The organism is Streptomyces sp. NPDC026538 (assembly GCF_055567535.1).
Genome location: NZ_JBVHQG010000003.1, coordinates 18,659 through 42,376 on the forward strand (window position 1 = coordinate 18,659; position 23,718 = coordinate 42,376).

Genomic DNA, 23,718 nt, shown 5'->3' on the forward strand with positions numbered 1-23,718 from the left:
GCCGACCCGTCCCGCACGGGCCGTAAAATCGACTCCACTGTGTCTGACTCGCTCAATGCCCCAGAGACCCCCCGGCCCGCCGAGACCGTCCCCGGCACGGGCTCCCCGCACGCTCCCGGTGTGTCCGTCCGGCACACCCGGACCAAGGGGGAGCCGCGGTTCCCGGACGGACCCAGCGCCGATCCGGCCGGGTCGCACTTCGAGCGGCGGATCCGCAGCTTCCAGCCACGGCGGAGCCGCGTGACCGCCGGGCAGGCGGACGCCCTCCAGCGGCTGTGGCCCAAGTGGGGCCTGGACATCGACGGGCAGCACGTCATCGATCTCGGTGCGCTGTTCGGCAACACCAATCCCGTCGTCCTGGAGATCGGGTTCGGGATGGGTGAGGCGACCGCGCAGATGGCCGCCGAGGACCCGGACACCAACATCCTCGCCGTCGACGTGCACACGCCGGGACAGGGGAACCTGCTCAACCTCGCCGACCAGAACGGGCTGTCCCACATCCGGGTCGGCAACGGGGACGCGATCATCCTGCTCCGGGAGATGCTCACGCCGGACTCGCTGGACGGGCTGCGGGTGTACTTCCCGGACCCGTGGCCCAAGAAGCGGCACCACAAGCGGCGGCTGATCCAGCCCGAGTTCCTCGACCTCGCCGCGACCCGGCTCAGGCCGGGGGCGATCGTGCACTGCGCGACGGACTGGGAGCCGTACGCCGAGCAGATGCTCGAAGTGCTCGACGCGCACCCGGCGTTCGAGAACACCCGGGCCGAGGGCGGTTTCGCGGCGCGTCCCCCGTACCGGCCGTTGACCCGTTTCGAGGGGCAGGGGCTGGACAAGGGACACGTGGTGAACGATCTGCTCTTCCGTCGCGTACAGCATCCGGTGCAGCAGGGCGATCAGCACCGACCGGAGTCACCTCGTTAGGGTCGATGCCGTGGCCACCTTTCCGCCGCCGTACCCGCCGTATCCGTCGCACCCCCCGGACCCCACCGGTGCCGGGCTGCGGCATCCCCGCTGGTGGCAGCGGCGCTGGGTGCGGTACGGGGCGCTGAGCACGCTGCTCGCCCTCTCCGGCCTGGTCATCCTCGCGCTGGTGCGGGAGCAGACGGGCACGGAGGGCTTCCTGGTCGGGCTCGGGCTCGCGGTGCTGCCCGTGCCGCTGCTGATAGCCGCGTTCCGCTGGCTCGACCGGGTCCAGCCCGGGCCCTGGCGGAACCTGCTGTTCGCGTTCGCCTGGGGGGCGTGTGCGGCCGCGCTGATAGCGATCGTCGCCAACAGCTTCGCGACCCGCTGGATAGCGACGGCGACCGCGGACCCGAGCAGCGCGGACACGCTCGGGGCGACCGTGATAGCGCCGATCGTCGAGGAGTCCGCCAAGGGCGCGGCCGTTCTCCTGGTCTTCCTGTTCCGCAGACGGGACTTCACCGGGATCGTCGACGGGGTGGTGATAGCCGGGATCACCGCCACCGGCTTCGCGTTCACCGAGAACATCCTCTACCTGGGTACGGCCTTCGGGACCGACCGGCTGACCGGCGGCACCGGCATCGCCTCCGTCACCGCCGCGACGTTCTTCGTGCGCATCGTCATGTCCCCCTTCGCGCACCCCCTGTTCACCGTCCTCACCGGCATCGGGTTCGGCATCGCCGCGTTCTCCGGGGAACGGCAGCGGATGCGGCGGGTGCTCGTGCCGGTCGCCGGGCTGCTGCTCGCGATGAGCATGCACGCGTTCTGGAACGGCTCGTCGACGTTCGGGCAGTACGGGTTCTTCGCCGTGTACGGCATGTTCATGGTGCCGGCGTTCGGGCTGCTGACCTGGCTGGCGGTCTGGACCCGGCAGCGGGAGCTGCGGACCGTGCGGGAGGAGCTGCCGGCGTATGTGTACGCCGGGTGGCTGGGGACGGCCGAGCCGTTCGTGCTCGGCTCGATGCGGGCGCGGCAGATGGCCCGGGAGTACGCCGCCTACCACTTCGGCAAGCCGGCGGGGCGAGCGGTCGCCGAGTACGAGGCGTACGCGACGACGCTCGCCCTGCTGCGCCGCCGGGGGCGGCGGGGGCGGGCGGGCGCCGACTTCGTGGTGCGGGAGCGGGAGCTGCTGACGGAGCTGTGGAGCCGGCGCGAGCTGGTCCGCCCCGCCCTGGACTACGCGGCCCGCACGGCCGCACCGAACGGCTGGCCGGGGTACCCACCGGCGGCCTGGGCGGGGCCGGGCTGGTACGGCCCGCCGGTGCCGTACCCGGCCGCCAACCCGTACCGGAGTTAGTGCGTCAGGCGGAAGCCGCCGTCAGCCGTGTCAGTTCCTGCTCCGTCAGCTCCAGGTCCGCCACTCCCAGCAGCGCCGGGAGCTGTGCCACCGTGCGGGCCGAGGCGATGGGGGCGGTGACGGTGGGCTGGGCTGCCAGCCAGGCCAGGGCGACCGTGGGGACCGGGGCGGAGTGGGCCTCGGCGATCTCGTCGAGGGCGGTGAGCACCTTCTGGCCCCGCTCGGTCTCCAGGTACTGGGCGGCGCGGCCCGCGCGGGGGCTGTCGACCGTCGTGCCGGGGCGGTACTTGCCGGTGAGGAAGCCGGCGGCCAGGGAGAAGTACGGGACCGCCGCGAGGCCGGTGCGGGAGGCCAGCTCCTGGAGGGACCCCTCGTAGGTGTCGCGGGAGACCAGGTTGTAGTGGGGCTGGAGGGCGACGTACCGGGCGAGGCCCTCGCGGTCGGAGAAGTCCAGGGACTCCTGGAGCCGCTCGGCGGTGATGTTGGACGCGGCGATGTGCCGGACCTTGCCCGCCCGCACCAGTTCGTCCAGCGCGCCGATGATCTCCTCGACCGGGATCTCGGGCTTGTCGAAGTGCGTGTAGTACAGGTCGATGTAGTCGGTGCCCAGGCGGCGCAGGGACGCGTCGGCGGCGGCCTTGATGTTGGCGCCCGACAGACCCGGGTAATTGGGGTGCTGGCTGACCTTCGTCGCGATCACCACGTCGTCGCGGTTGCCGCGTGCCTTGACCCACTCGCCGATGACGGTCTCGGACTCGCCGCCCTTGTGGCCCTCGATCCAGGCCGAGTACGAGTCGGCGGTGTCCACGAAGTTGCCGCCCGCTGCCGTGTACGCGTCGAGGACGGCGAAGGAGGTGGCCTCGTCGGCGGTCCAGCCGAAGACGTTGCCGCCGAGGCAGAGCGGGAAGACCTCCAGATCGGAGGCGCCGAGCTTGCGGAGGGAACGGGAAGCGGAAGAAGCGGGAGAAGGGGTCATGCCTCAGTTCAACATCGGCCGCCTGCGGACCGATGCCGCCGAAACGCGAAGTTCTCGTAAAAGCGGAAGACCCTGGCCGGCCCCCGGGCACACCAGACCGGCAGCCCTGACGTCGGGGGGTTGTCGTCAGGGCCGCCGGGGATCCGTAGGGTCCGTCAGGGGTTGAGGCCCTTGCCGCGCAGCCAGGTCATCGGGTCGATGCCGGTGGCCTGACCGCCGGGGTGGACCTCCAGGTGGAGGTGCGGGCCGGTGACGTTGCCGGTGGCGCCGACGCGGCCGATGACATCGCCGGTGGCGACCTTCTGGCCGACCTTGACGCCGATCGAGGACTGGTGGCAGAACCACAGCTCGGTGCCGTCGTCCAGGGTGATGATCGTGCGGTAGCCGTACGATCCGGCCCAGCCGGCCTCCGTGACGGTGCCGCTGTGCACGGCCTTGATCAGCGTGCCGGTGGGGGCGGCGAAGTCGAGGCCGGTGTGGTAGCCGGAGGCCCACATGGAGCCGGCCTGCCCGAAGGTGCCGGTGATCGTGTAGGAGACGACCGGCAGCGTGTACTGCTTGGCCAGCGCGGCGAGCCGCTTCTGCTCGGCCTGCGCCTTCTCGGCGGCCTGCGCCTGCTCCTTGGCGTCGGCGGCCTTGGCGGCCGCGGCCTTCTCCGCCTTGGCCTCCGCGTCGGAGACCGCCTTGTCGGCGGCGGCCACGGCCTTGGCGGTGGCCTTGACGTCGAGCTGGGTCTGCTGCTGCTCGGCCTGGGCGATGATCCGGCTGCGCAGCGCCTCACCGGCGTCGGGGGAGGAGTCGTCGGCGTCGGTGGCGGCCGTCGTGGTGACACTGCTGAGGGCGGTCTGGGTGGCGTGGTGGCCACCGCCCTCGCCGAGCAGGGAGTCGACGGAGGACGGCAGGTCGGGCAGCGAGATGGAGACCGGCGGCTTGCCGGTGTTGGCGCTGGCCATGCCGCCCGCGCCGACGGCGGCGATGACGCCGACGCCGAGGACCGTGGAGCTGCGGGCGAGGCCGCCGCCGCGCTGCTTGGCGACCCGGTGCCGGCCGCGTACCGGGGCGAGGGACTCCTCGGTGGGGTTCCACTCCTCCCAGGGGCCCTCGTCGGTGCGGTAGCCGCCATAGCCGTAGGTCTCGGGTTGACGCTGGCTGGGCACGAACGGGGCTGTCGGGGCAGGCCGGTTGGACGCCACGCGGGCGCACTCCTTTCCTTCCGCCGCCTACCGGGTTAGCTGACGGGTTCGGAGCAGGAAGGTCTCCTACGCGCGTATACCGGCCGATCTCTGCCGGCGGCAGCCGTGCGATTCACCCCAAGGTGGTGGTTCCCCGGTTCCCTTGCGGGATTCGGCGCGTGCGCACGGAGCCGTCGCGGGTGACGGCTGGGACGACCGCGCTGCGTTATCGAACGTTAATAGACCCGGCTGTCAGATTCCAAGCTGTTCGCCTTGATCATTAAGCTTTCAAAGCATGGACTTACCTGCCACGAACGGCCGAAAACGGTCGAGTTGACCATGCGCACTGTTCGGCTCAGGAGTCACACGCGTTTTGATGGTGACTCAGCCGTTACGCGGAGGGCGGTCGCCCGTGCACCGAGGGTGACGATCCCCAGTACGGGGCCCGGCCACCGCGCTCAGGGCCGCCGTACCGCGAGCAGCGCCATGTCGTCCGTCATGCCGCCGCCGGTGTGCCGGCGCACCTCGGCCGCGAGCCGGGCCAGCAGCGGGCCGGGGGCGGTGCCGACCCGGCCGGTCAGCCGCCGCTCGGGGTCGTAGAACCGGCCGTGCGCGTCCCGCGCCTCGGAGAGGCCGTCAGTGAACAGCAGCAGCGTGGCCCCGCTCGGGAACGCGTGCTCGGCGGCCCGGTCCGGCCAGGCCCCCAACTCGCCCATCCCCAGCGGCAGCGCGGCCTCGGGCACCCGTACCGGGCTCACCCTGCCGTCGCCGTACAGCAGCAGGGGCGGCGGATGGCCGCGGTTGACGACCCGGACCGTGCCCTCGCCGTGCCGGAGTTCGGCGAGCACGGCGGTGGTGAACCCCTCGAACGCGTCGACGCCGCCACGCCGGACACCCTCGCGGTCCAGCGCCCGCTCCAGCCGCCCCGCCACCGCCTCCAGCGTCGCCTCCTGCTCGGCGGCCTCCCGGAACGCGCCGATCACCACGGCTACGGCGGCGACCGCGCCCATGCCCTTGCCGCGGACGTCGCCGACGACCAGCCGCACGCCGTACGGGGTGTCCTGGACGGCGTACAGGTCGCCCCCGATGAAGGCGCCCTCCTGGGCCGCCTCGTAGCGGGCGGCGATCTCGAAGCCGCCGATCCACTGGGCGGGCTCGGGCAGCACCGCCCGCTGGGCGGTCTCCGCGATCTCGCGGGCGGAGGCGAGGCGCTGGTCGCCGAGGCGGACCACCCGGTTGATGCCGGCGGCGAGGGCGGCGACGGTGACCACGGTGAGGACTTCGGTGGCCATGCCGACGTCGGGGTTCAAGGTGTGGCGGGCGTGCACGGCATAGGCGGCGAGGAAGGACGCGAGGCCGGTCAGGACGGTGGCGCGGAGGGAGGAGAGGGGCGCGGCGATCAGCGGGGCGGCCGTGAAGAAGGGGACCGGTGTGAAGGCCCGCGGGGTGAGGAGGTCGTAGCAGACGCCGGCCGCGATCAGCAGGACGGGCAGGAAGCGGGCCAGGGTGCGGACGGCTGCGGCCCCGTCCTCCTGCGCCTGTCCAGAGCCCACGGCACGACTCCCCATATGTCCCAGGTGTCCAATATATGTCCGTCCAGATTTGCGGCTGCGAGCGAGCAGCGGCGAGTGGTGTGGACCGGGCGGATGAGTACGGACGGGTGTGATGAGGAACACGCAGAGGGAGACACGGAGGAACACGTGCCGGTATACGACTCAGGGCCGGAATCCTTGTTCTTGGATTCCGGCCCTGGTCTTCAGTAGCGGGGACAGGATTTGAACCTGCGACCTCTGGGTTATGAGCCCAGCGAGCTACCGAGCTGCTCCACCCCGCGTCGGTGAAACCAGCATACGCCATCGGAAGAGCTCGAGTCACACGGGTTACGGAGAGGTCAACCCAGCAGGTGCGCGTTCGGTGCTTTCGCCAGCCCCTCGTACGCGCCCAGCACCAGCACCGCCACCCCCGCCTCCCGCAGCATCCCCGTCCCGTCGGCCGCCTCGACGAAGGTGTCCGGCTCGCGCCACGCCGTCACCACCCGCCGCACCCCGGCCCGCAGGATCAGCTCGGCGCAGGGGTGCGGCCGGGAGGCGCGGTGGGTGCAGGGTTCGAGGCTGGTGTAGACCGTGGCCGTGGCCAGCCGGGGGTCGGCCGGGGAGATCTTGGCCAGGGCCGCCTCCTCCGCGTGGACGACCGGGTCACCGGCCTCCCGGGAGTGGCCGCGGGCCAGTTCCGTGCCGTCGGCCGCGACCACCACCGCGCCGACGCTGAAGGCGGTCCGGGAGGGCGGGCAGTCGGCCGCCAGCTCGCAGGCGAGTCGCAGCCAGTGCCGGTCCGCAGCGGACGCCGACCCGCCCGTGCCGGGGGCGGTGGGCTCGTACCGCATCAGGACGACGTCCTCGATACGGCGGCTCTCCAGGAGCCGCAGCCGCCCCTCCTGGTACCCGCCCGGGCCGAACAGCCGCGGCGCCTTCGGATCGCCGACGAAGAGCGGGGCCAGGACCAGCTGGAGTTCGTCGGCCAGGCCCTGCTGGAGGAGCTGGGTGTGGACGGTGCCGCCGCCCTCGACCATCAGACGCCCGACCGACCGGGCCTCGCGCAGGTCCCTCAGCAGCGCGGGCCAGTCGAGGTCGGCGCCGAGGGAGACGACGTCCGCGGCGATACCGAGGCCGCGGACCCGCGCCGCACCCATGTCCGTCGTGTACACGACCTTCGCGCCGCCGGTGTGCCAGAACTTCGCGTCCGGGTCGAGGTCGCCGGTCGCGGTGACCGTGACCTTGAGGGGGTACTCGGGCTTGCCCGCCGCGGTCCGGGCCGCGCGCCGCCCGGGGTCGTTGACCAGCAGCCGCGGGTTGTCCGCGCGGATGGTGCCGGCTCCGATCAGGATCGCGTCGACGGAGGCCCGCACCTCGTCGACGCGGTCGAAGTCGGCCGGGGACGAGAGCAGCAGGCGGTCGGGGCCGGTGTCGTCGAGATAGCCGTCGAGGGAGACGGCGGCGGACAGCAGGACGTAGGGGTACGGCATCGGACGTGCTCACTCCCGAGGGCGACGGGCAGGCTTGGTTAAACTTTGAAACAAACCTACACTGACGGTATGACGACTCGCTGGCTGACGCCGAAGGAGCAGAGCGCCTGGCGCGCCTACATCTCGGCGACACACCTCCTGGACGATGCGATGGACCGGCAGCTCCAGCAGGACGCCGGCATGCCGCATCTGTACTACGGCATCCTCGTCAGTCTCTCCGAGGCGCCGGAGCGCAAGCTGCGCATGACCGACCTCGCCGAGAAGTCGAAGATCACCCGGAGCCGGCTGACGTACGCCGTGACCCGGCTGGAGAAGGACGGGCTGATCCGGCGCGAGGACTGCAAGTGGGACAAGCGGAGCAGCTTCGCCGCCCTGACCGACGAGGGCATGGCGGTGCTGGAGCGCGCGGCGCCGGGGCACGTGGAGACGGTACGCGCGGCGGTGTTCGACCATCTCTCCCCCGAGCAGGTGGACCAGCTGGAGGAGATCAGCTCGGCGATCGCACGGGCGCTGGAGGGTGACGCGTCGACCCCGCGGCCGACCTCCGACGAGGTTCCCTGGCGGCGGCGATCGTCGCCCTGTTCCGGTTCCTCGTAGGGCCTCGGCCGGCCAGGAGGTCTCGCGGTGGGACCCCGTGGATATTCCCGCAAAACCCTGTTGCTTCAAATTTAAAACATGGGTAGGGTTCCAGCGGTGGATCTGCTTCAAATCTGAAACAGAGGCCGCTACCGTCCTGCACCCGGACACAGGAGAACCCGATGCCCGACTTCCCCGCCGCCACCCAGCGCGCCCGCGTCCGGGTACCGCTGCGCTTCACCGACGGCTACAGCGTCGACGCCGAACTCGTCACGTTCCATGGCCTCAGCGACGGGCAGGAACATGTGGCCGTCGTGCTCGGCGACCCCGCGCCCGGCACGCTCCCGCTGGTCCGGCTGCACTCCGAGTGCCTGACCGGCGACGTCTTCGGCTCGGCCCGCTGCGACTGCGGACCCCAGCTGCGCGAGGCCGTCGAGCGCATCGCGGATCGCGGCGGCGTGCTGCTGTACCTGCGCCAGGAGGGACGCGGCATCGGCCTCTACAACAAGCTCGACGCCTACGCCCTCCAGGACCAGGGCCTCGACACCTACGAGGCGAACGCCGCCCTCGGCCTCCCCGAGGACGGCCGCGACTACACCGCCGCCGCCCAGATGCTCGCCGCCCTCGGCGTCACCGACCTCGACCTGCTCTCCAACAACCCCGACAAGGCGGAGCAGTTGCGCGGCCTCGGCGTCACCGTCCGGGACCGCGTCCCGACCGGTGTCTTCCGCACCGCGCACAACGTCCGCTACCTGCGCGCGAAGGTTTTGCACACCCAGCACACGCTCCCGCTCGCCGAGCTGACGGAACTCAACGCGGGCTGAGGCACCGGGCGGAGCGGCCGGGCGGAGGCGCCCCGGTGCCGGCTCGGCGCCGCCCCGATCCGGCCGGCCGGCGCGGTGCCGGACGAGTGGTGGTCGAGAACGGCGCCTGGCAGCGGTACTGCTCGCACTGGGCCGCCAACCGGGTGGTGGACGATCTGCTGCCCTGGCCGCGCTCCGTACGGCGCTCGATGCGCGGGTGGCAAACACGGAAGTTGACTGACCGCCACCCCGTAAAACACCGCAGCGCCCGAGTCAGCCGAAGCCGACCCGGGCGCTGCACAGCAGGTCAGGGGCCATATCCCCCGCCCACATCCCGTAGGCCGTGTGGGACTCGAACCCACAACCAATGGATTAAAAGTCCACTGCTCTGCCAATTGAGCTAACGGCCCAGGCGATGTTGCCTCCCCGAGCATAGCCGGACGGAGCCGTGTCGCCGATCGGGTATCGGCGTCGCGGCCGCGTCGTGAGGCAGAAGTGGCCCCGCGCGTCAGAGATCGACCAGTTTGGCGGTGTCCTCCTGGCGTGCTCTGTCCGGGTGGAGGAACCAGTGCCGGGCCGAGACCTGCCACCAGATCGCGGCGAAGCCGAGGACCGCGAGGACGGCCACCGGGGCGTAGTTGAAGGACTTCCAGGTGACCGGGGAGACCTGCGGGAGCATGAAGAGGACGGTGATGACACCGACCCAGGCCACCGAGATCACGCCGACCGCCCCGGACCAGCGGCCCAGATGCCACGGCCCGCGTTCGAACGCGGCGCCCTTCCTGACCCGCAGCAGCGTCGGGATCACGTACGCCACGTACAGCCCGATCACCGCGATCGACGTCACCGCGGCGTAGGCCGTGTAGTTGATCAGGTACGGGAGGCCCAGGGCGAGCGCGGCGAAGGCCGCCAGCCAGACCGCCGCCACCGGGGTGCGGGTGCGCGGGCTGACCGTGTGCCAGACGCGCGAGAAGGGGAGCGCGCCGTCGCGGGAGAACGCGTAGATCATCCGGCTGTTGGCGGTCACCGACGCCATTCCGCAGAAGAGTTGGGCGCCGATGACGACGAGCAGCAGGAGCTTGCCGGTCGTCGCGCCGAGCGCGTCCAGGAGGATCTGGGCCGGCGGTGCCCCCGTCGGGGACCCCAGTTCCTTGTCGTACGACTGGATCGCGAAGGTGAAGCCGAGGAGCAGGACGAAGCCGGCGATCCACGACGTCCAGATCGAGCGGACGATGCCCCGCGGGCCCGCCGTCGACGCGTCGTGCGTCTCCTCCGTCATGTGCGCCGAGGCGTCGTATCCGGTGAAGGTGTACTGGGCCATCAGAAGGCCGAGCAGGACCACGTACGGGCCGCTGCTCCAGCCCGTTCTGTTCACGAACTCGGTGAAGACGAAGGACGCCGACTGGTGGTGGTCGGGGACGAAGGTCAGCGCGCCGACGATGACCGCGACACCGACGACGTGCCACCACACGCTCACGCTGTTGAGCAGGGCGACGATGCGGACGCCGAAGGTGTTCAGCAGGCCGTGCAGGAGCAGGATCGCGGCGAAGAGGAGGATCGTGCGGCCCGGGGTCACCTTGAAGTCGAACTGCAGGTTCAGGTAGGCGCCCAGGAAGGACGCGGCGCCGAAGTCGATGCCCGCGGTCACCGCCACCTGGCCGAGCACGTTGAACCAGCCCGTGAACCACGCCCAGGCGGCCGCGCTGCGGGGCGGGGCCAGGCGGTGGGCCCAGAAGTACAGGCCCGCCGAGGTGGGATAGGCGGAGCAGATCTCGGCCATGGAGAGGCCGACGAAGAGGGTCATCAGGCCCACGGCCACCCAGCCCCAGGTGATCACCGCGGGACCGCCGGTGATCATGCCGAAGAGGTAGAGGGTGAGACAGCCGGAGAGGACCGAGATGATCGTGAAGGAGACCGCGTAGTTCGAGAAGGCCGACATACGGCGGGCCAGGACCTGGGTGTAGCCGAGCTGGGCCAGCCGCTCCTCGTCGGAGGTCGCTTTGCCTATCGCGTCATCTGTCATGCCCCCAGCGATTCCCTCGCCGGGGGCGTGACATGCGTCACAGCATGGCCGAAAACACTCTGGAACCCTCTGGAAACAGGGCTAGAAGAGGCCCTTGTAGCCCTGCCAGCCCGTCCCGATCTTCACCCGGGCCGCGAACGTGCCCTTGCCGGTCCCGGTCTGCCGGTACAGGTTGCCCGCCGTGTCCCGCATGACCAGGTCACTCTTCCCGTCCCCGGTGATGTCCCCGACGCCCACGACCGCGTTGTACGACGAGCCCCACCCGGTGGCGATCTTCACCCGGCCGCCGAAGCCGCCCTTGCCGGTGCCGTAGTACCGGTACAGGTTGTTCGCCTTGTCCTGCGCGACCAGGTCCCCGACCCCGTCGCCGTTCAGGTCCCCGGCGCCGACGACCTTCTTGTACGTCTTCCAGTCGCCGTACAGCTTCACGCGGGCGGAGAGCTTGCCGGTGCTCGTCGTCTTGTACAGGTACACCGCGCCGGTCGCGGAGTTGCGGGCGATCAGGTCGGGGCGGCCGTCCTTGTTCAGGTCGCCGGGCGAGGTGAGGACGTCGTACTGGTTCCAGCCGCTCGTGCCGAGGCTCGTGTAGGACGTCGACGGGGTGAGCGCCGCACCGCAGGCGGGCTTGTAGGCGCGCAGCGCGCCGCCGGGCGTGCGGACCAGCACGTCGTTGCAGCGGTCGTTGTTCAGGTCGCCGTACGGCACGGCCAGCGTCTTGGCCGACCAGCCCTTCCCGGAGACCGTCCCGGCGAAGCCGCCCTTGCCGGTGCCCTGTTGGAAGGCCAGCGTCGTCCCCGAGGAGTTGAGGGTGAGCAGGTCGCCGATGCCGTCCGAGCCCACCTGGTCGTGCCGCACCGGGCTGCCGGTCCGGATCCGCACCGAACCGGTCGCCTGGAGCGCCGCCCCGGTCCCGTCGGCCGGGGTGACGGACAGCGACCACTCGTACGTGCCGTTCGGCAACGGCACGTCCCCGGGGGCCGTCCGGTCCATGCCGAACCAGCCGACCTTCAGCTCACCGCGCGCCGGCGCCGTGCTGTCCGCCGTGTCCACGACCCTCCCGGTCGCCTTGGAACGCACGGTCAGCCGCCACCCGGACGTCGGCTTCGACAGCAGCAGGGTGGTCAGGGGGTCCGGTGTCGTGTCGACCGGCGTCGGATCGACCGAGGCCGCGTTCTGTGCGGGAGAGAGCAGCCGCAGGGGCTGCTGCGGCACCCCGGACGGTACGAGGTGGATCTGCTGTGTGTCGTCCACGTAGGCCGCGTTCGAACCGGACTCGTCGACGGTCCAGCGCACGTCCCGCTGCGAGACGCCCGTGTCGGGCAGGTCGCCGATGACCCGGCTGACGGGAGTCCCGCCGGCGACCGTCGTCAGCACCAGCTTCCCGGCCGTCTTGTCGTGCGTGACGACGTACCCGTCCCCGAGCTTGGCCTCGTCGGCCGGGACGGGCACCGACTTCCTCGCCGTACGGTCGTGGACCCCGGCCCTCGTGCCACCGCAGTTCCAGTACAGGTAGCGGCCGTTCGCCTGGAGTTCGGTGGGGGCACAGCCGCCGTCGTCGAGGGTGAGCGTCTCGACGGTCTTCTTCGCCGCCAGGTCGTACGCGCTGACCTGCCCGGGGGTCGTGGCGCTCGCCGTCCAGAGCAGATCGCCGGAGAGGGCGGCGACGCCGGGGGTGCGAGCGACCTTGGGACCGGACGCGTCGCCGATCTTGTAGACGTACTGCTGGGTGGGGGTGGCGTAGAGGACGTACTCGCCGGAGACGTCGGTGATCCGGCCGCCGACGGGGATGTCGTGTTCCCAGAGCGAGTTCCCGGGGCCGTAGGCCCGGAGCAGGTCGACTTCGGAATCGGCGCTGCCGCCGGCGCCGCGCTCCAGCCACACGGTCCGGCCCGCGGCCGTACCGAACAGCTGGGAACAGCCGACATCGGTCGTCGAGCAGATGCCCAGCAGTACGTCCGTGCCGTCATAGTTCGAGCGCGCGCCATACGTTGGCGTGCCGGTCGCGGCGACGGTACGGCCGAAGGTGTCGCGCCCCCGGGAGTAGCTCTCGTCCGCTTCTACCAGTTGCCCCTGGTCCAGCGACAGCCCCTGGATCTTGTACGCCGGCTTGGGCAGCGCCTTGACCTGGGTCACCGTCGGCTCGCCGCCCGGGCCCGGCTGGATGCGCTGGACGCCCCAGTCGTCCGCGGCGGCGCCGGTACGGCCGACCGCCAGGGCACCGCCGTCGGAGGCGGCGGCGACGCCGCCGTTCGACGCGGGCAGCAGGGTCCTCGAAGGACCGCCGGCGATCGGCTTGGCGATCACCGCCGTACCGGGCTGGGTCAGCAGCCAGTCGCCGACGACCGCGAGGCCGGTCGCGGGCAGCATGCCGCCGCCGCTCAGCGTCACCGCGACCGGGGCGGCGGACAGGTCGGTGCGGGAGTACACCTGGACCGTCGGGTCGTTCGTGTTGAAGAGGACGACATGGGCTGGGGTGACCTGCGCGTTGAGGTAGACCTTGGCGGTGGGTGGGGTCCACGCCCGCACCTGCCCCGTGTGCCGGTCGACCATGACCGAGGTGTACGACCCGCCGCCGGTCCGTCCGGCGAGGAAGAGCAGCCCGTCCGCGTCGCCGCCCTTGGGCTGCCCGAGCACGTATCCGTCGGGCACCCCGGTCACCGGCACGTCACGCGTGCTGCCGTCGTCCTGCGGCAGCAGCAGATGCATCTCGCGGGTCGCCGTGCCGTTCCCGTCGGGCACCTGCCGGTAGGCGACTGCCAGGTCGGCGTAGGCGGTGAGCAGCGAGAGCCCCTCGGGCGTGTGGATCGTCCGGGTGGTGCCGTCGGCCGCGTTCCACAGGTCGACCCGGCCGTCGGCGTACCTGTACGCGAGGACGTCGCCGCCGGCGGTCGAGTAGCTGGTGTAGCCGGCCGGGTGGACCACCGGCACCGAGACGCCGGTGGAGTAGCGCGTCCAGACCAGCCCCGCGCCCTCCAGACTGTGGAACACGCCCTGGTCACCGGCGCCGTCGTGGCCGCTGTACGTCGACTTCCCGTAGAGCGCCCCGGACGTGTACGTGCCGCGCAGCGTCGGCGGTACGACCGTCTCCTGTGCGGTGCCGGCCGTCGCCGACGGGGTGGGCAGCAGTGGGCTCAGGGCTGCCGCCAGTACGGCGGTCGCGGCGATGAGGCGCAGGCGTGCAGGGGCATGACGCACCACGAAGAGTCCCTCCCCAGGAACGGAGACGGGTTCGGCGCCGCTCACTCCGACGCCCTCGGCCCCCCGGCCTGCCCACCCGTCATACAAGTGCGCTGATCTTACAGCCGCTACACAGGTTCGCTCCCCACCTTTCCGGACCCGTCATGAGGAAGGGCCCGTACGACAGATCGTCGTACGGGCCCTTGCTCAGCTCACTCGGTGTCAGCCGTTGCGCTTCCAGCGCGGCTTGTCGTCGCGGCGGAAGGAGCTGGAACCGGTGCCGCGGTGGTCGTCACGGCGCCCGTAGGGGCGGTCGTGGCCGCCGCTGCGGAAGCCCGGACGGTCGTCACGGTGGTCGCGGTTGAAGGGACGGTCGCTGCCCCGGTGGCCGGACGGACGGTCGTCGCGGCGGAAGCCGCCACGGTCACCGCCGTCACGACGGTCGTCCCGGCGGAAGCCACCCGACGGACGGTCATCGCGACGCTCGAAGGAACGGCCACCACGGTCACCGTCACGACGGTCGTCCCGGCGGTCGTCACGGCGGAAGCCACCCGACGGACGCTCGTCACGACGGTCGAAGGAACGGGCACCGCGGTCGGCACCGCGGTCGTCACGGCGGTCGTCCCGACGGAAGCCGCCCGACGGACGGTCGTCGCGGCGGAAGCCGCCACGGTCACCGCCGTCACGACGGTCGTCCCGGCGGAAGCCGCCGGACGGACGGTCATCGCGACGCTCGAAGGAACGGCCACCACGGTCACCGTCACGACGGTCGTCCCGGCGGAAGCCACCGGAGGGACGCTCGTCACGGCGGTCACGGCGCTCGTAGTTGCCCCGCTCGTCACGCTGCTGACGCGGACGCTCGTACGAGGAGGACTCCTGACGGGCCGGCGCCTCGGCGGCCGGCTGCTCCGCCACCTCGGCCTCGGCCTCGGCGACGGCAGCGGCCTCGGCCACCGCGGTCTCCGGGTCCTCGCCACGCTCGCGGGCGGCACGGGCGACCAGACGGTCGGCCTCCTCGCGCAGCTCCGCGGCCCGGCGCTGCGCCCGCTCCAGCTCCTTGGTGAGCTGGGTGACCTCGCGCTCGGCCTGCTGCGCCGCGTTGCCCGCGGACTCGGCCTGGACCTCGGTCATCGAACGGGCGCCGGTGATCTCGGCGACCTCGGGCTCGAAGGCCGTACCGGAATTGATGATGTGACGGCCGGCGTCGACGCCCGCGTCCTCCATCAGCCGGAAGATCTGGCGGCGCTGGTGCGGCAGGGAGAGGGAGACGACGGTTCCGGTACGACCGGCCCGGGCCGTGCGGCCGGCGCGGTGCAGGTAGTCCTTGTGGTCGCCGGCCGGGTCCACGTTCAGGACCAGGTCGATGCCGTCGACGTGGATGCCGCGGGCGGCGACGTCGGTGGCGACGAGCGCGTTGACGTACCCGTCCTTGAAGTCGGCCAGCGTCCGGGTGCGGGCGCCCTGGGTCATGCCACCGTGCAGCGCGTCGGCCTTCACACCGGCGTCGCGCAGCTGCTCGGCGATCCGGTCGGCGCCCAGCTGGGTGCGGACGAAGATGATCGTGCGGCCCTTGCGGGAGGCGATCGCGGCGGTGACCGGCGCCTTGTCCTTGGGCTTCACGATGAGGATGTGGTGGGACATCGTCGTGACGTTGCCCTGGGCGCTGTCGACCTCGTGAGTGACCGGGTCGGCCAGGTAGCGCTTGACCAGCGTGGAGATCTCGTTCTCCATCGTGGCCGAGAACAGCATGCGCTGGCCGCCGGCCGGGATCTGGTCGAGCAGCTCGGTGACCTCGGGCAGGAAGCCCAGGTCGGACATCTGGTCGGCCTCGTCGAGAACGGCGATCTGCACGTCCTCCAGGGAGCAGGCGCCGCGGTTGATGATGTCGCGGAGACGGCCCGGCGTGGCGACGAGGATGTCGACGCCGCGCTCCAGGGCGTAGATCTGGTTGCCCATGGACGTACCGCCGCAGACGACCTTCATCTTCAGGCCGAGGACGTCGCCGTAGGGCTGGAGGGCGTCCGCGACCTGCATGGCCAGCTCACGGGTCGGGGTGAGGATGACGGCGCGGGGCCGCTTCTTCTCGGTACGGCCGCCGGCCAGCGTGGCCAGGGTGGGCAGACCGAAGGAGAGGGTCTTGCCGGAGCCGGTGCGGCCACGGCCGAGGATGTCCTTGCCGGCCAGGGCGTCCGGGATGGTCGCGGCCTGGATGGGGAAGGGGCTGGTCACACCGTTCTGCGCGAGCTTGCGCACGACGCCCTCGGGGAGACCGAGGTCGGCGAAGGTGATCTGAGGGGTGTCGGTGGTGTCAGTGGTGTCAGCGGTCTCCTCGGAGACCTGGGTCACCAGCTCGTTGTCCTCGTTGTTCTCGGACACGACGAACTGATCAGTACTGGACACGGACATGCGAATGCGAAACCTTCCGGAGTCTCTTCGGCACGCGCCCGTCAACTCCGTGATTCGCTCACGACCGCCTCAATGCGGTCCGCCACGGCAAGGGAGAGTACGCGCCACACGGCGCGCTCTGCGGTGGCGCCGGGCAAATGGGATCAAACGATCTACCACCATACGCACCCAACACCCCTCAAGGCAAACCGCCCCCCAAACCCGCAGCTCACACACCACACGCCCGTCCTCCGCCGCTCGATTTTCCGCCCGCCGCGACGGCGCTCGGACCCCGCGGCACTCTCCGGCGGTGCCGGACCCGCGTCGCTCGTGGTGCCGGACACACCGGTACTCGTCGCGGCGAAGGCAAAGCCGTCGCTTGTGGTGGCCAAGCCACCGGCGCTGAGGGCCGACAGTGACCTACGCCGGCGTCCCCGCCTCCGGTGCCGGCTCGCGTTGCACCAGCTGCGGCCCCGTGCCCTCGTGCGCCGACGAGGACGGCTCGGCGGACGGCGGGTCCGTGGCCGGCGGTGGCGGTGTCGGTGAGTCCGGCGGTGGCGTGGGGGAGGCCGCCGGCGGAGTGGGCGACGCCGGTGCCCCCGAAGGTCCGGCCGGTACCCCCGGCGCCACGCTCTTCCCCGGCTTCACCGGCACCGTCGGCCCCGCACTCGCGCCCTTCGTCGGCTTGGCGGACGCCGACCCGGACTCCCCCGGCTTCGGCTTCCCCCCATGCCCCCGCTTCCCGTCGGCCACCCCACCGCCGTACCCCGCACCGCCCTCGCCGGACACCCCGGTACCTCCGTCGGCCTCGTCACCGTCCCGGTGCCCGGCGGAGTGCGACGGCTTGGCCTTCCCCGCGTCGTCCCCGACGTTCACACAGCCCGCGGCGGCCGCGACGGCCATCACGGTGACGGCCAGACGGACGGGTACGTACAAGGGGCGCACGGCGGCCACCTCCGGGGGCGAAGAAAGGAGTCAACCTCCCCAACTCCCGCCGCCCACAAGAGGACACGCAACCGAGGCATCACCCGCACCGGTGCCTCACCCGCGTCGCGGGGTCACCCGCGCACAAGGGCGCGTGCCGGCCCCGCCACCCGCGGTTCACCCCTCACCCGTACCCCAGCGCATGCAGCCGCGCGTCGTCGATGCCGAAGTGATGGGCGATCTCGTGGACCACGGTCACCTCGGTCTCCGCGACGACCTCCTCGCGCGACTCGCACATCCGCAGCGTCGGGCCGCGGTAGATGGTGATCCGGTCCGGCAGCACGCCCGCGTACCACTCCCCGCGGTCGGTCAGCGGCGTCCCCTCGTACAGCCCGAGCAGCTCAGGGACGGACGGGTCGTCGGGCTCGTCCTCGACGAACACCGCCACGTTGTCCATCAGCCGGGTCAGCTCCGGCGGGATCCGGTCGAGCGCCTCGGCGACCAGTTCCTCGAACTCCTCGCGCGTCATCTCCAGCACAGGCCCATTGTCCGGCACGGAACGCCCGTACGAGAGTCGCGGACCCCACCGGCATCGGGGCCGCGAACCCCCGAGAGGCGGGCCACGGACCCCCGTCATCCGGGCCGTGAGCCCCCGACATCCGGCCAACCCGCGTCGCATACGCGCCCGCAATCCTGGGCATACGGCACCAATGGTCCGCGTCCGAGCCCGTGCCCATGGCCGCCTGCCCGATCTTGAACTCGCCCCCGATGCCCACGCACCGCCTGTCTGGATCCGCGTCCTCGGCCTGATAACCGTCGTGCTCGTCGGCGCCTGGCTCGGCCTGCTGGTCGTCGGGAACGTCCGGGCCCAGGTCGGCCCGATGGACACGACGATGACCCTGCGGCCGTCCCTCCACGGCGGCACGAAGATCAATGTCTCCCCGCTGGGCGCCCTCTACCTGGACACCCACTCCGCGCCGGTCCGCCTGGACGTCAACGTCGACCAGCTCGACCCGGTCCGCTCCCAGGCGCTCGTCGACCACCCCGAGCGCCTCGCCGGTCTCCAGGACGAGGTCGCCCAGGACGTCGAGCACGGCACCCTCGACGTGGCCGTACGCTCCTGCGTGGCCGTCGTCTGCGGCGCCACCGCCCTCGGCCTCGCCGTCTACCGCCGCCCGCGCCGCGCCCTGACCGCCGGCGGCCTCGCCCTCGCCCTGCTCGCCACCTCCGGCGTGACCGCGTACGCCACCTGGAACCCCAAGTCGGTCCTGGAACCGAGGTTCTCCGGCCTGCTCTCCTCGGCCCCCGCCCTGGTCGGCAACGCGCGCAGCATCGTCACCGAATTCGACGTCTACCAGAAGGAACTGGCGCGCCTGGTGACCAACGTGACGAAGCTGTACGACGTCACCTCCACGCTCCCCGCCTACGCACCGGACCCGACCACCCTGCGCGTGCTGCACGTCTCCGACATCCATCTCAACCCGGCGAGCTGGAAGATCATCGCCTCGCTGGTGGAGCAGTACAAGGTGAATGTGATCGTGGACTCCGGCGACACCATGGACCACGGCATCGCGGCGGAGAACGGCTTCCTGGACCCGATCGCCGACCTGGGCGTGCCGTACGTCTGGGTCCGGGGCAACCACGACTCGGGCATCACCCAGCGCTATCTGTCCCGGATGAAGAACGTGCACGTCCTGGACGACGGCCGCGCCGAGACGATCGCCGGGCTGCGCTTCGCCGGGATCGGTGATCCCCAGTTCACGCCCGACCGCTCCGCCGTGCCGGGCGGCGACACGGCGGAGGAACAGGCCGGGGACCGTCTGGCCACGGCCCTGCGGGAGCAGCGGGCGGCCGACACCCCGGTGGACGTGGCCATCGCCCATGAACCGACGGCCGCGCGGATGACGGACGGCGAGGTGCCCCTGGTCCTGGCGGGCCACATCCACCACGAACAGACCGAGATCCTGCCGCACGGCACCCGTCTCCGGGTGGAGGGCTCCACGGGCGGCAGCGGCCTGCGCGCGGTCGAGGGCAAGTACCCGGACCCCATCGAGGCCTCGATCCTCTACTTCGACCGCGACACCCGCCGGCTCCAGGCCTGGGACGAGATCAAACTGGGCGGTCTGGGCGAGACGACGGCCGAGGTCAGCCGTCACCTCCCGGAAGACGCGTTCGACCAGCGGCCCCGCCGCGGGCAGCCGGGCGCCACTCCCTCCCCCTCGGGGAGCCCGTCACCCTCGGGAAGCCCACCGGGCACCCCGACGCCCTCGGGGCCGTAAACCGTTTTGGCGATACTCCCCGCCATCCCATATGCTTCTCACGTCCCCGACGCGCTGAGAAGCGCCCAGGCGGGCCGATAGCCCTCATCGTCTAGCGGCCTAGGACGCCGCCCTTTCAAGGCGGTAGCACGGGTTCGAATCCCGTTGGGGGCACGCAAGATCGTGTGCGACACTGTTGCACACAAAGCTTGGTCCTGTGGAGCAGTTTGGAGTGCTCGCCACCCTGTCAAGGTGGAGGCCGCGGGTTCAAATCCCGTCAGGACCGCTGGGGTTTCACGTGAAACCTCGTGGCTGGGTAGCTCAGTTGGTACGAGCGATCGCCTGAAAAGCGATAGGTCGCCGGTTCGACCCCGGCCCCAGCCACAATGAGCAGCCCCTCCGGGATTCCGGAGGGGCTGTTTTCATGCCCCGAAGGCCTCGCCGATCCGGCGCTCTGTCGGCCGACTCCGTTTTGAGCAAGACCGGGGCGGAGCATGGCGTTCCTTTGAGGTCGCCCTGAGACCATGACGGCTGCATGTCAACGCCGAGCCGAACCACCCCTGGTCCCAACCGGTCGTATCCCCAGGATCGTTCGTCCTCTCCGGCGATCTCGTGACCGCGCCCGCGAACGCTCCGTGGAGACCCCATGCACAGACCCCGCCCCGCCGTCGGGCTGTCCCTCGCCGTGATCGCCGTAGCGGGGGTGATGAGCGGCTGGGGGACCGGGGCGGCCGTGGCCGATCCGGGCTCCGACGGGACGCTGTACGTGAACCATGACGTGGCGTGCAGCGACACCGGAACGGGGACGCAGAGCCTGCCCTTCTGCACGGTGCAGGCCGCGGCGGACGTGGTGGAGCCGGGGGACACGGTTCGGATCCTGTCGCCGAACGACCGCCCGTACTCGGAAGCGGTGACGCTGACCCACTCGGGCACCAGCGACGCGCCGATCACCTTCACCGGGGTGCCGAGTGCCTCCACCACATGGGCCCAGCTGGCGGCGCCCGGCTCCGCGCCGGCGCTGACCCTCGACGCGGTGCACGACGTGCGGGTCGAATCGCTGATGTTCGGGTACGACGGCAACGACGCGGTGGTGTCGACGGGATCCGACCACGTCACCCTCGACCGGCTGTCCTTCATGCGCGCCCCCGTGCCGGGTGGCGTCGGCGCGGGGACCGCGATCACCGTGGACGGCACGTCTTCGGACGTGACCGTGTCACGGAACTCGATCGGCAACGGATACGCGTACGGCGTACGAGCGGAGCAGGGCGCTGCACGGGTCACCGTGACAACCAACATCATCAGCGACCCGCAGCTGGGTGGGATCACCGCGAGCGGGACGACCGACGCGGACGTCACGAGCAACTCGCTCCTCTCGCCGTGCGCTCCTGGGATCTCGCTGGACGGCGGGAGTTCCGGCGCCGTCGAGAACAACGTGGTCGAGTCCTTGAAGGAGCTTCAGAGCAGCACGTGTCCGTCGCCCACCGCTCCCCTCTACACGGTGTCGGGCGACTCGGCGGGACAGGTCACCGCCGACTACAACGTGGCGGCGAACGGCATGGGGAATGCCACGAGCCGGCGTCCCGAATACGCCTGGGCAGGCACCCCCTACGCCACCACCGCGGCACTTCGGAACGCGACCGGACAGGGCGCGCACGACATCGACGGGCTGGGACTGAACTCCCTCGCGGCACCGCTCGAACACTCCCCCCTCATCGACTCGGCGAACGCCGGCGCGCCCGGCGAGCTGAGCACCGACTCCGTGGGGCACCCGCGCGCCGACGACCTGCTCGTCGCCAACACCGGCACCGGTACGACGGCTCCGGACCGAGGCGCCCTCGAACGCGAGGACGTCATCACGATCCCCGGCGCCGCCTACCCGCCGAGCGGGATCGCCCCGTTCACCACCTGGGTGACGGCCGACGCCGTCAGTTCCTGGGGTGAGGCGCTCACGTACTCCGTCGACTTCGGGGACGGCAGCCCACCCGCCACCGGCGCACCAGGCACCCGCATCACGCACGCCTACACCACGCCCGGCAACTACCTCGCCCGCATCACCGTCACCGACACCGACGGGACGACCAAGACCGGCGGCAGCTGGACGAAGGCGGGTACGGCCACGCCGCCGCCCGCCTCGCTGTCCGCAACAGCCATGACCGCGGACAACGGGGAGACCAACGCGGGCTTCGCGCAGTTCATCGCTCCGGAGTCGGCGGAAGCGTGGGAGGTGCTCAGCCGGGTCGTGGACTTCGGCGACGGCAGCCAGGAGAGCGTGGGCGACGGGACCCAGGTGACGGTTCACCAGTACTCGGCCCCCGGCCCCCACACCGCCACCCTGACGCAGACCGACCTGTTCGGCCGTACCACCACCGCCACGACGACCTTCCACGCCGCGGACGCCTTCGTCGCCGTGACCCCGCAGTACGACACCGAGAAGACGATCGCCGCCCACGGAGTCCTCAAGCTGTCGGCGGCCACTCTGCGCGCCGACTCCGACGGCGTCGACGCCGCCCAGCTGCAGATCGTCACCAGCGCCGCCAAGGCGAGCGGCTCGCTCACCCTCTACACCGCCGGCACCGCCCGTCCCGGCACCTCCACCATCGTCTTCGAGCCCGGCCGGACGGCGCTCGACGAGGCGACGGTCAAGGTCACCCCGACCGGTTCGGTCGACATCTACAACGGCAGCACCGGTGCGGTCACGGTCAATGTCGCCACGGTCGGCCTCCAGTCGCACGCGCAGTACGCCGACACCTACCACCCGGTCTCTCCGCTCCGGCTGCTCGACACCCGCAACGGCACCGGCGGCAGCACCGGTCCGGTCGCCGGCGGACACGCGGTCACGCTGCCGGTCGGCGGCACCCACGGGGTCCCGGCAGGGGCGTCGGCGGTGGTCCTGAACACCACCGCGACCAGCACCAAGTCGTCCGGCAGCCTCGTCCTCTCCACGCACGGCGCCACCGGCTCCAGCGTGACCGGCCCGTACTGGACCACCGGGCAGACCGCCTCCGCCCAGATCGTGCTCCCCCTGAAGGACGGCAAGGCCGTACTGCGCAACGCCGGCAAGGGGTCGGCGCAGCTCGGCGCGGACCTCGCCGGCTGGTACGGCGGCACCCCGGCGGGCGGTTCGGAGTTCCTGCCCGTCACCCCCGCCCGCATCCTCAACACCCACTCCGGAACCGGCACCGGCAAGGTCGCCAAGATCGCCGCCCACGCCACCCTCAAGCTCAAGGTCACCGGCGCCCACGGAGTCCCGGCGACCGGGGTCACCGCCGTCGACCTGAATCTCACGGTGCCCTCCCCGTCCGGCAACGGCTACCTCGTCGCCTACGCCGACGGCACACCGCGCCCCGGCGTGTACTCCCTGAACTTCACCAAGGGACACACCGCGGCCAACCGCGCACTGGTCAAGGTCGGCGCCGACGGCGAGATCGACCTCTACAACGCCGGCACCGGCCCGGTGGACGTCTACGCCGACCTACTGGGCGATTACGACGTCTTCCCGGCGGGCTGACCTGATCTTCTTGGCGGCGGGCCCGCTCGGCGCTAGGTTCTGGCGGGTCGACACGTCACCAGGGTGGGGAAGATGAGCCGGGACCAGGACATCCAGCTGGAGAAGGACCGCGCGAGATACGGCCTGCTCGCCGTCGTCATCAGCAACCTCGCGATCGCCGCGGTCGCGGTCTTCGGAGTCTGGCGGCTGCGCGGCGACACGTCGGTGATCATCGGCGTGCTCTCCGCCGCGTTCACGGCCGTGAGCAGCATGACCACGGCATACCTGGGGATCAAGGCGGTGTCCAACACGGCAAAGTCGATGGCCGCCGCCGCCTCGGCCTCCGCCGCCCACACCACCCCGGCCGCCCCCACCCCCACCGCGCCCCCGACTCCGACCGCGCCCACCGCCACCACCGCGCCCACGCAGCGCACCCAGTGACCGCCCACCGGCACCCCGAACCACCCGCCACCACACCGCCCGCCGCCCCGTCTCCGCCCTGACTTCACCCCGCCCCGACGCCCCCGGCGTCGGCTCCGCCGGGGCCCCTCCGCCGGCACCCCGGTCGGCCGGCAAGGCCGGTGAAACCGGTGGGCCGACCCCGGCCGAACCGCCGGAGGCAAAAGCGTTCGCCACGAATTTCCCCGAGGTGAGATCC

General features: G+C 71.4%; 16 protein-coding genes, 5 tRNA genes and 1 riboswitch. Of the genes, 10 read left to right on the top strand and 11 right to left on the bottom strand.

Annotated features, from left to right (window positions below; genetic code table 11):
• Window positions 1-39: 39 nt before the first annotated feature.
• Window positions 40-921, top strand: a complete 882-nt coding sequence (gene trmB, locus ACZ4N4_RS13170) for a tRNA (guanosine(46)-N7)-methyltransferase TrmB (protein WP_467587758.1) — start codon at window positions 40-42, stop codon at window positions 919-921.
• Window positions 922-931: 10 nt separating this feature from the next.
• Window positions 932-2,257, top strand: coding sequence for a PrsW family intramembrane metalloprotease (locus ACZ4N4_RS13175; protein WP_467587760.1), 1,326 nt, complete (start codon window positions 932-934; stop codon window positions 2,255-2,257).
• A gap of 4 nt (window positions 2,258-2,261) precedes the next feature.
• On the opposite strand, the gene ACZ4N4_RS13180 is transcribed toward ACZ4N4_RS13175, so the two are convergent.
• From ACZ4N4_RS13180 to ACZ4N4_RS13200, 5 genes are all read right to left on the bottom strand, one after another.
• Window positions 2,262-3,233, bottom strand: coding sequence for an aldo/keto reductase (locus ACZ4N4_RS13180; protein WP_467587763.1), 972 nt, complete (start codon window positions 3,231-3,233; stop codon window positions 2,262-2,264).
• A 155-nt stretch (window positions 3,234-3,388) separates the two neighbouring features.
• Window positions 3,389-4,426, bottom strand: a complete 1,038-nt coding sequence (locus ACZ4N4_RS13185; RefSeq protein ID WP_467587766.1) for a M23 family metallopeptidase — start codon at window positions 4,424-4,426, stop codon at window positions 3,389-3,391.
• A gap of 9 nt (window positions 4,427-4,435) precedes the next feature.
• Window positions 4,436-4,593: riboswitch (cyclic di-AMP (ydaO/yuaA leader) on the bottom strand.
• A 270-nt stretch (window positions 4,594-4,863) separates the two neighbouring features.
• Window positions 4,864-5,973, bottom strand: a complete 1,110-nt coding sequence (locus ACZ4N4_RS13190) for a PP2C family protein-serine/threonine phosphatase (RefSeq protein WP_467587767.1) — start codon at window positions 5,971-5,973, stop codon at window positions 4,864-4,866.
• Window positions 5,974-6,165: 192 nt separating this feature from the next.
• Window positions 6,166-6,239 (bottom strand) — tRNA-Met (locus ACZ4N4_RS13195).
• 57 nt (window positions 6,240-6,296) lie between these two features.
• Window positions 6,297-7,427, bottom strand: a complete 1,131-nt coding sequence (locus ACZ4N4_RS13200; protein ID WP_467587770.1) for a dihydrofolate reductase family protein — start codon at window positions 7,425-7,427, stop codon at window positions 6,297-6,299.
• A 69-nt stretch (window positions 7,428-7,496) separates the two neighbouring features.
• Here ACZ4N4_RS13200 and ACZ4N4_RS13205 point away from each other — a divergent pair, with 69 nt between their 5' ends.
• Both ACZ4N4_RS13205 and ACZ4N4_RS13210 read left to right on the top strand, forming a co-directional pair.
• Entirely contained in the window at window positions 7,497-8,024 is a 528-nt protein-coding gene (locus ACZ4N4_RS13205) for a MarR family winged helix-turn-helix transcriptional regulator (RefSeq protein ID WP_467587772.1), read from the top strand.
• Between the two features lie 161 nt (window positions 8,025-8,185).
• On the top strand, window positions 8,186-8,827 hold the full coding sequence (locus ACZ4N4_RS13210) for a GTP cyclohydrolase II (protein WP_467587775.1): 642 nt from the start codon (window positions 8,186-8,188) through the stop codon (window positions 8,825-8,827).
• A 316-nt stretch (window positions 8,828-9,143) separates the two neighbouring features.
• Here the strand turns inward: ACZ4N4_RS13210 and ACZ4N4_RS13215 are convergent.
• The 6 genes from ACZ4N4_RS13215 to ACZ4N4_RS13240 all read right to left on the bottom strand — a co-directional run bounded on the left by ACZ4N4_RS13215 (window position 9,144) and on the right by ACZ4N4_RS13240 (window position 17,853).
• Window positions 9,144-9,216, bottom strand: a tRNA-Lys gene (locus ACZ4N4_RS13215).
• Between the two features lie 98 nt (window positions 9,217-9,314).
• Window positions 9,315-10,829: an amino acid permease gene (locus tag ACZ4N4_RS13220; protein ID WP_467587778.1), complete on the bottom strand. Its 1,515-nt coding sequence runs from the start codon at window positions 10,827-10,829 to the stop codon at window positions 9,315-9,317.
• Between the two features lie 81 nt (window positions 10,830-10,910).
• On the bottom strand, window positions 10,911-14,024 hold the full coding sequence (locus ACZ4N4_RS13225; protein WP_467587781.1) for an FG-GAP repeat domain-containing protein: 3,114 nt from the start codon (window positions 14,022-14,024) through the stop codon (window positions 10,911-10,913).
• A 204-nt stretch (window positions 14,025-14,228) separates the two neighbouring features.
• Window positions 14,229-16,412, bottom strand: a complete 2,184-nt coding sequence (locus tag ACZ4N4_RS13230) for a DEAD/DEAH box helicase (protein WP_467587784.1) — start codon at window positions 16,410-16,412, stop codon at window positions 14,229-14,231.
• A gap of 399 nt (window positions 16,413-16,811) precedes the next feature.
• Window positions 16,812-17,336 (bottom strand): hypothetical protein, encoded by a 525-nt coding sequence (locus tag ACZ4N4_RS13235; RefSeq protein ID WP_467587786.1) that lies wholly within the window; start codon window positions 17,334-17,336, stop codon window positions 16,812-16,814.
• Between the two features lie 163 nt (window positions 17,337-17,499).
• Window positions 17,500-17,853, bottom strand: coding sequence for a metallopeptidase family protein (locus ACZ4N4_RS13240; RefSeq protein WP_467587789.1), 354 nt, complete (start codon window positions 17,851-17,853; stop codon window positions 17,500-17,502).
• Between the two features lie 172 nt (window positions 17,854-18,025).
• Here ACZ4N4_RS13240 and ACZ4N4_RS13245 point away from each other — a divergent pair, with 172 nt between their 5' ends.
• From ACZ4N4_RS13245 to ACZ4N4_RS13270, 6 genes are all read left to right on the top strand, one after another.
• Entirely contained in the window at window positions 18,026-19,594 is a 1,569-nt protein-coding gene (locus ACZ4N4_RS13245; RefSeq protein WP_453568174.1) for a metallophosphoesterase family protein, read from the top strand.
• 80 nt (window positions 19,595-19,674) lie between these two features.
• Window positions 19,675-19,747: transfer RNA gene (locus tag ACZ4N4_RS13250), tRNA-Glu, on the top strand.
• A 37-nt stretch (window positions 19,748-19,784) separates the two neighbouring features.
• Window positions 19,785-19,859: transfer RNA gene (locus ACZ4N4_RS13255), tRNA-Asp, on the top strand.
• Between the two features lie 24 nt (window positions 19,860-19,883).
• Window positions 19,884-19,957: transfer RNA gene (locus ACZ4N4_RS13260), tRNA-Phe, on the top strand.
• 262 nt (window positions 19,958-20,219) lie between these two features.
• Window positions 20,220-23,081 carry a PKD domain-containing protein gene (locus ACZ4N4_RS13265; RefSeq protein ID WP_467587792.1) on the top strand — a complete coding sequence of 954 codons (2,862 nt, stop codon included), beginning with the start codon at window positions 20,220-20,222 and terminating at the stop codon, window positions 23,079-23,081.
• Between the two features lie 72 nt (window positions 23,082-23,153).
• Window positions 23,154-23,501, top strand: coding sequence for a hypothetical protein (locus tag ACZ4N4_RS13270; RefSeq protein WP_467587795.1), 348 nt, complete (start codon window positions 23,154-23,156; stop codon window positions 23,499-23,501).
• Window positions 23,502-23,718 lie beyond the last annotated feature (217 nt).

Excerpts from the sequence above, each read along its gene's own strand:
- ACZ4N4_RS13265 (WP_467587792.1), top strand. The coding sequence starts at position 20,220 with ATGCACAGACCCCGCCCCGCCGTCGGGCTGTCCCTCGCCGTGATCGCC.
- ACZ4N4_RS13230 (WP_467587784.1), bottom strand. The coding sequence starts at position 16,412 with ATGTCCGTGTCCAGTACTGATCAGTTCGTCGTGTCCGAGAACAACGAG.
- ACZ4N4_RS13200 (WP_467587770.1), bottom strand. The coding sequence starts at position 7,427 with ATGCCGTACCCCTACGTCCTGCTGTCCGCCGCCGTCTCCCTCGACGGC.
- ACZ4N4_RS13220 (WP_467587778.1), bottom strand. The coding sequence starts at position 10,829 with ATGACAGATGACGCGATAGGCAAAGCGACCTCCGACGAGGAGCGGCTG.
- ACZ4N4_RS13180 (WP_467587763.1), bottom strand. The coding sequence starts at position 3,233 with ATGACCCCTTCTCCCGCTTCTTCCGCTTCCCGTTCCCTCCGCAAGCTC.
- ACZ4N4_RS13210 (WP_467587775.1), top strand. The coding sequence starts at position 8,186 with ATGCCCGACTTCCCCGCCGCCACCCAGCGCGCCCGCGTCCGGGTACCG.
- ACZ4N4_RS13190 (WP_467587767.1), bottom strand. The coding sequence starts at position 5,973 with ATGGGGAGTCGTGCCGTGGGCTCTGGACAGGCGCAGGAGGACGGGGCC.
- ACZ4N4_RS13245 (WP_453568174.1), top strand. The coding sequence starts at position 18,026 with ATGGTCCGCGTCCGAGCCCGTGCCCATGGCCGCCTGCCCGATCTTGAA.
- ACZ4N4_RS13205 (WP_467587772.1), top strand. The coding sequence starts at position 7,497 with ATGACGACTCGCTGGCTGACGCCGAAGGAGCAGAGCGCCTGGCGCGCC.
- ACZ4N4_RS13270 (WP_467587795.1), top strand. The coding sequence starts at position 23,154 with ATGAGCCGGGACCAGGACATCCAGCTGGAGAAGGACCGCGCGAGATAC.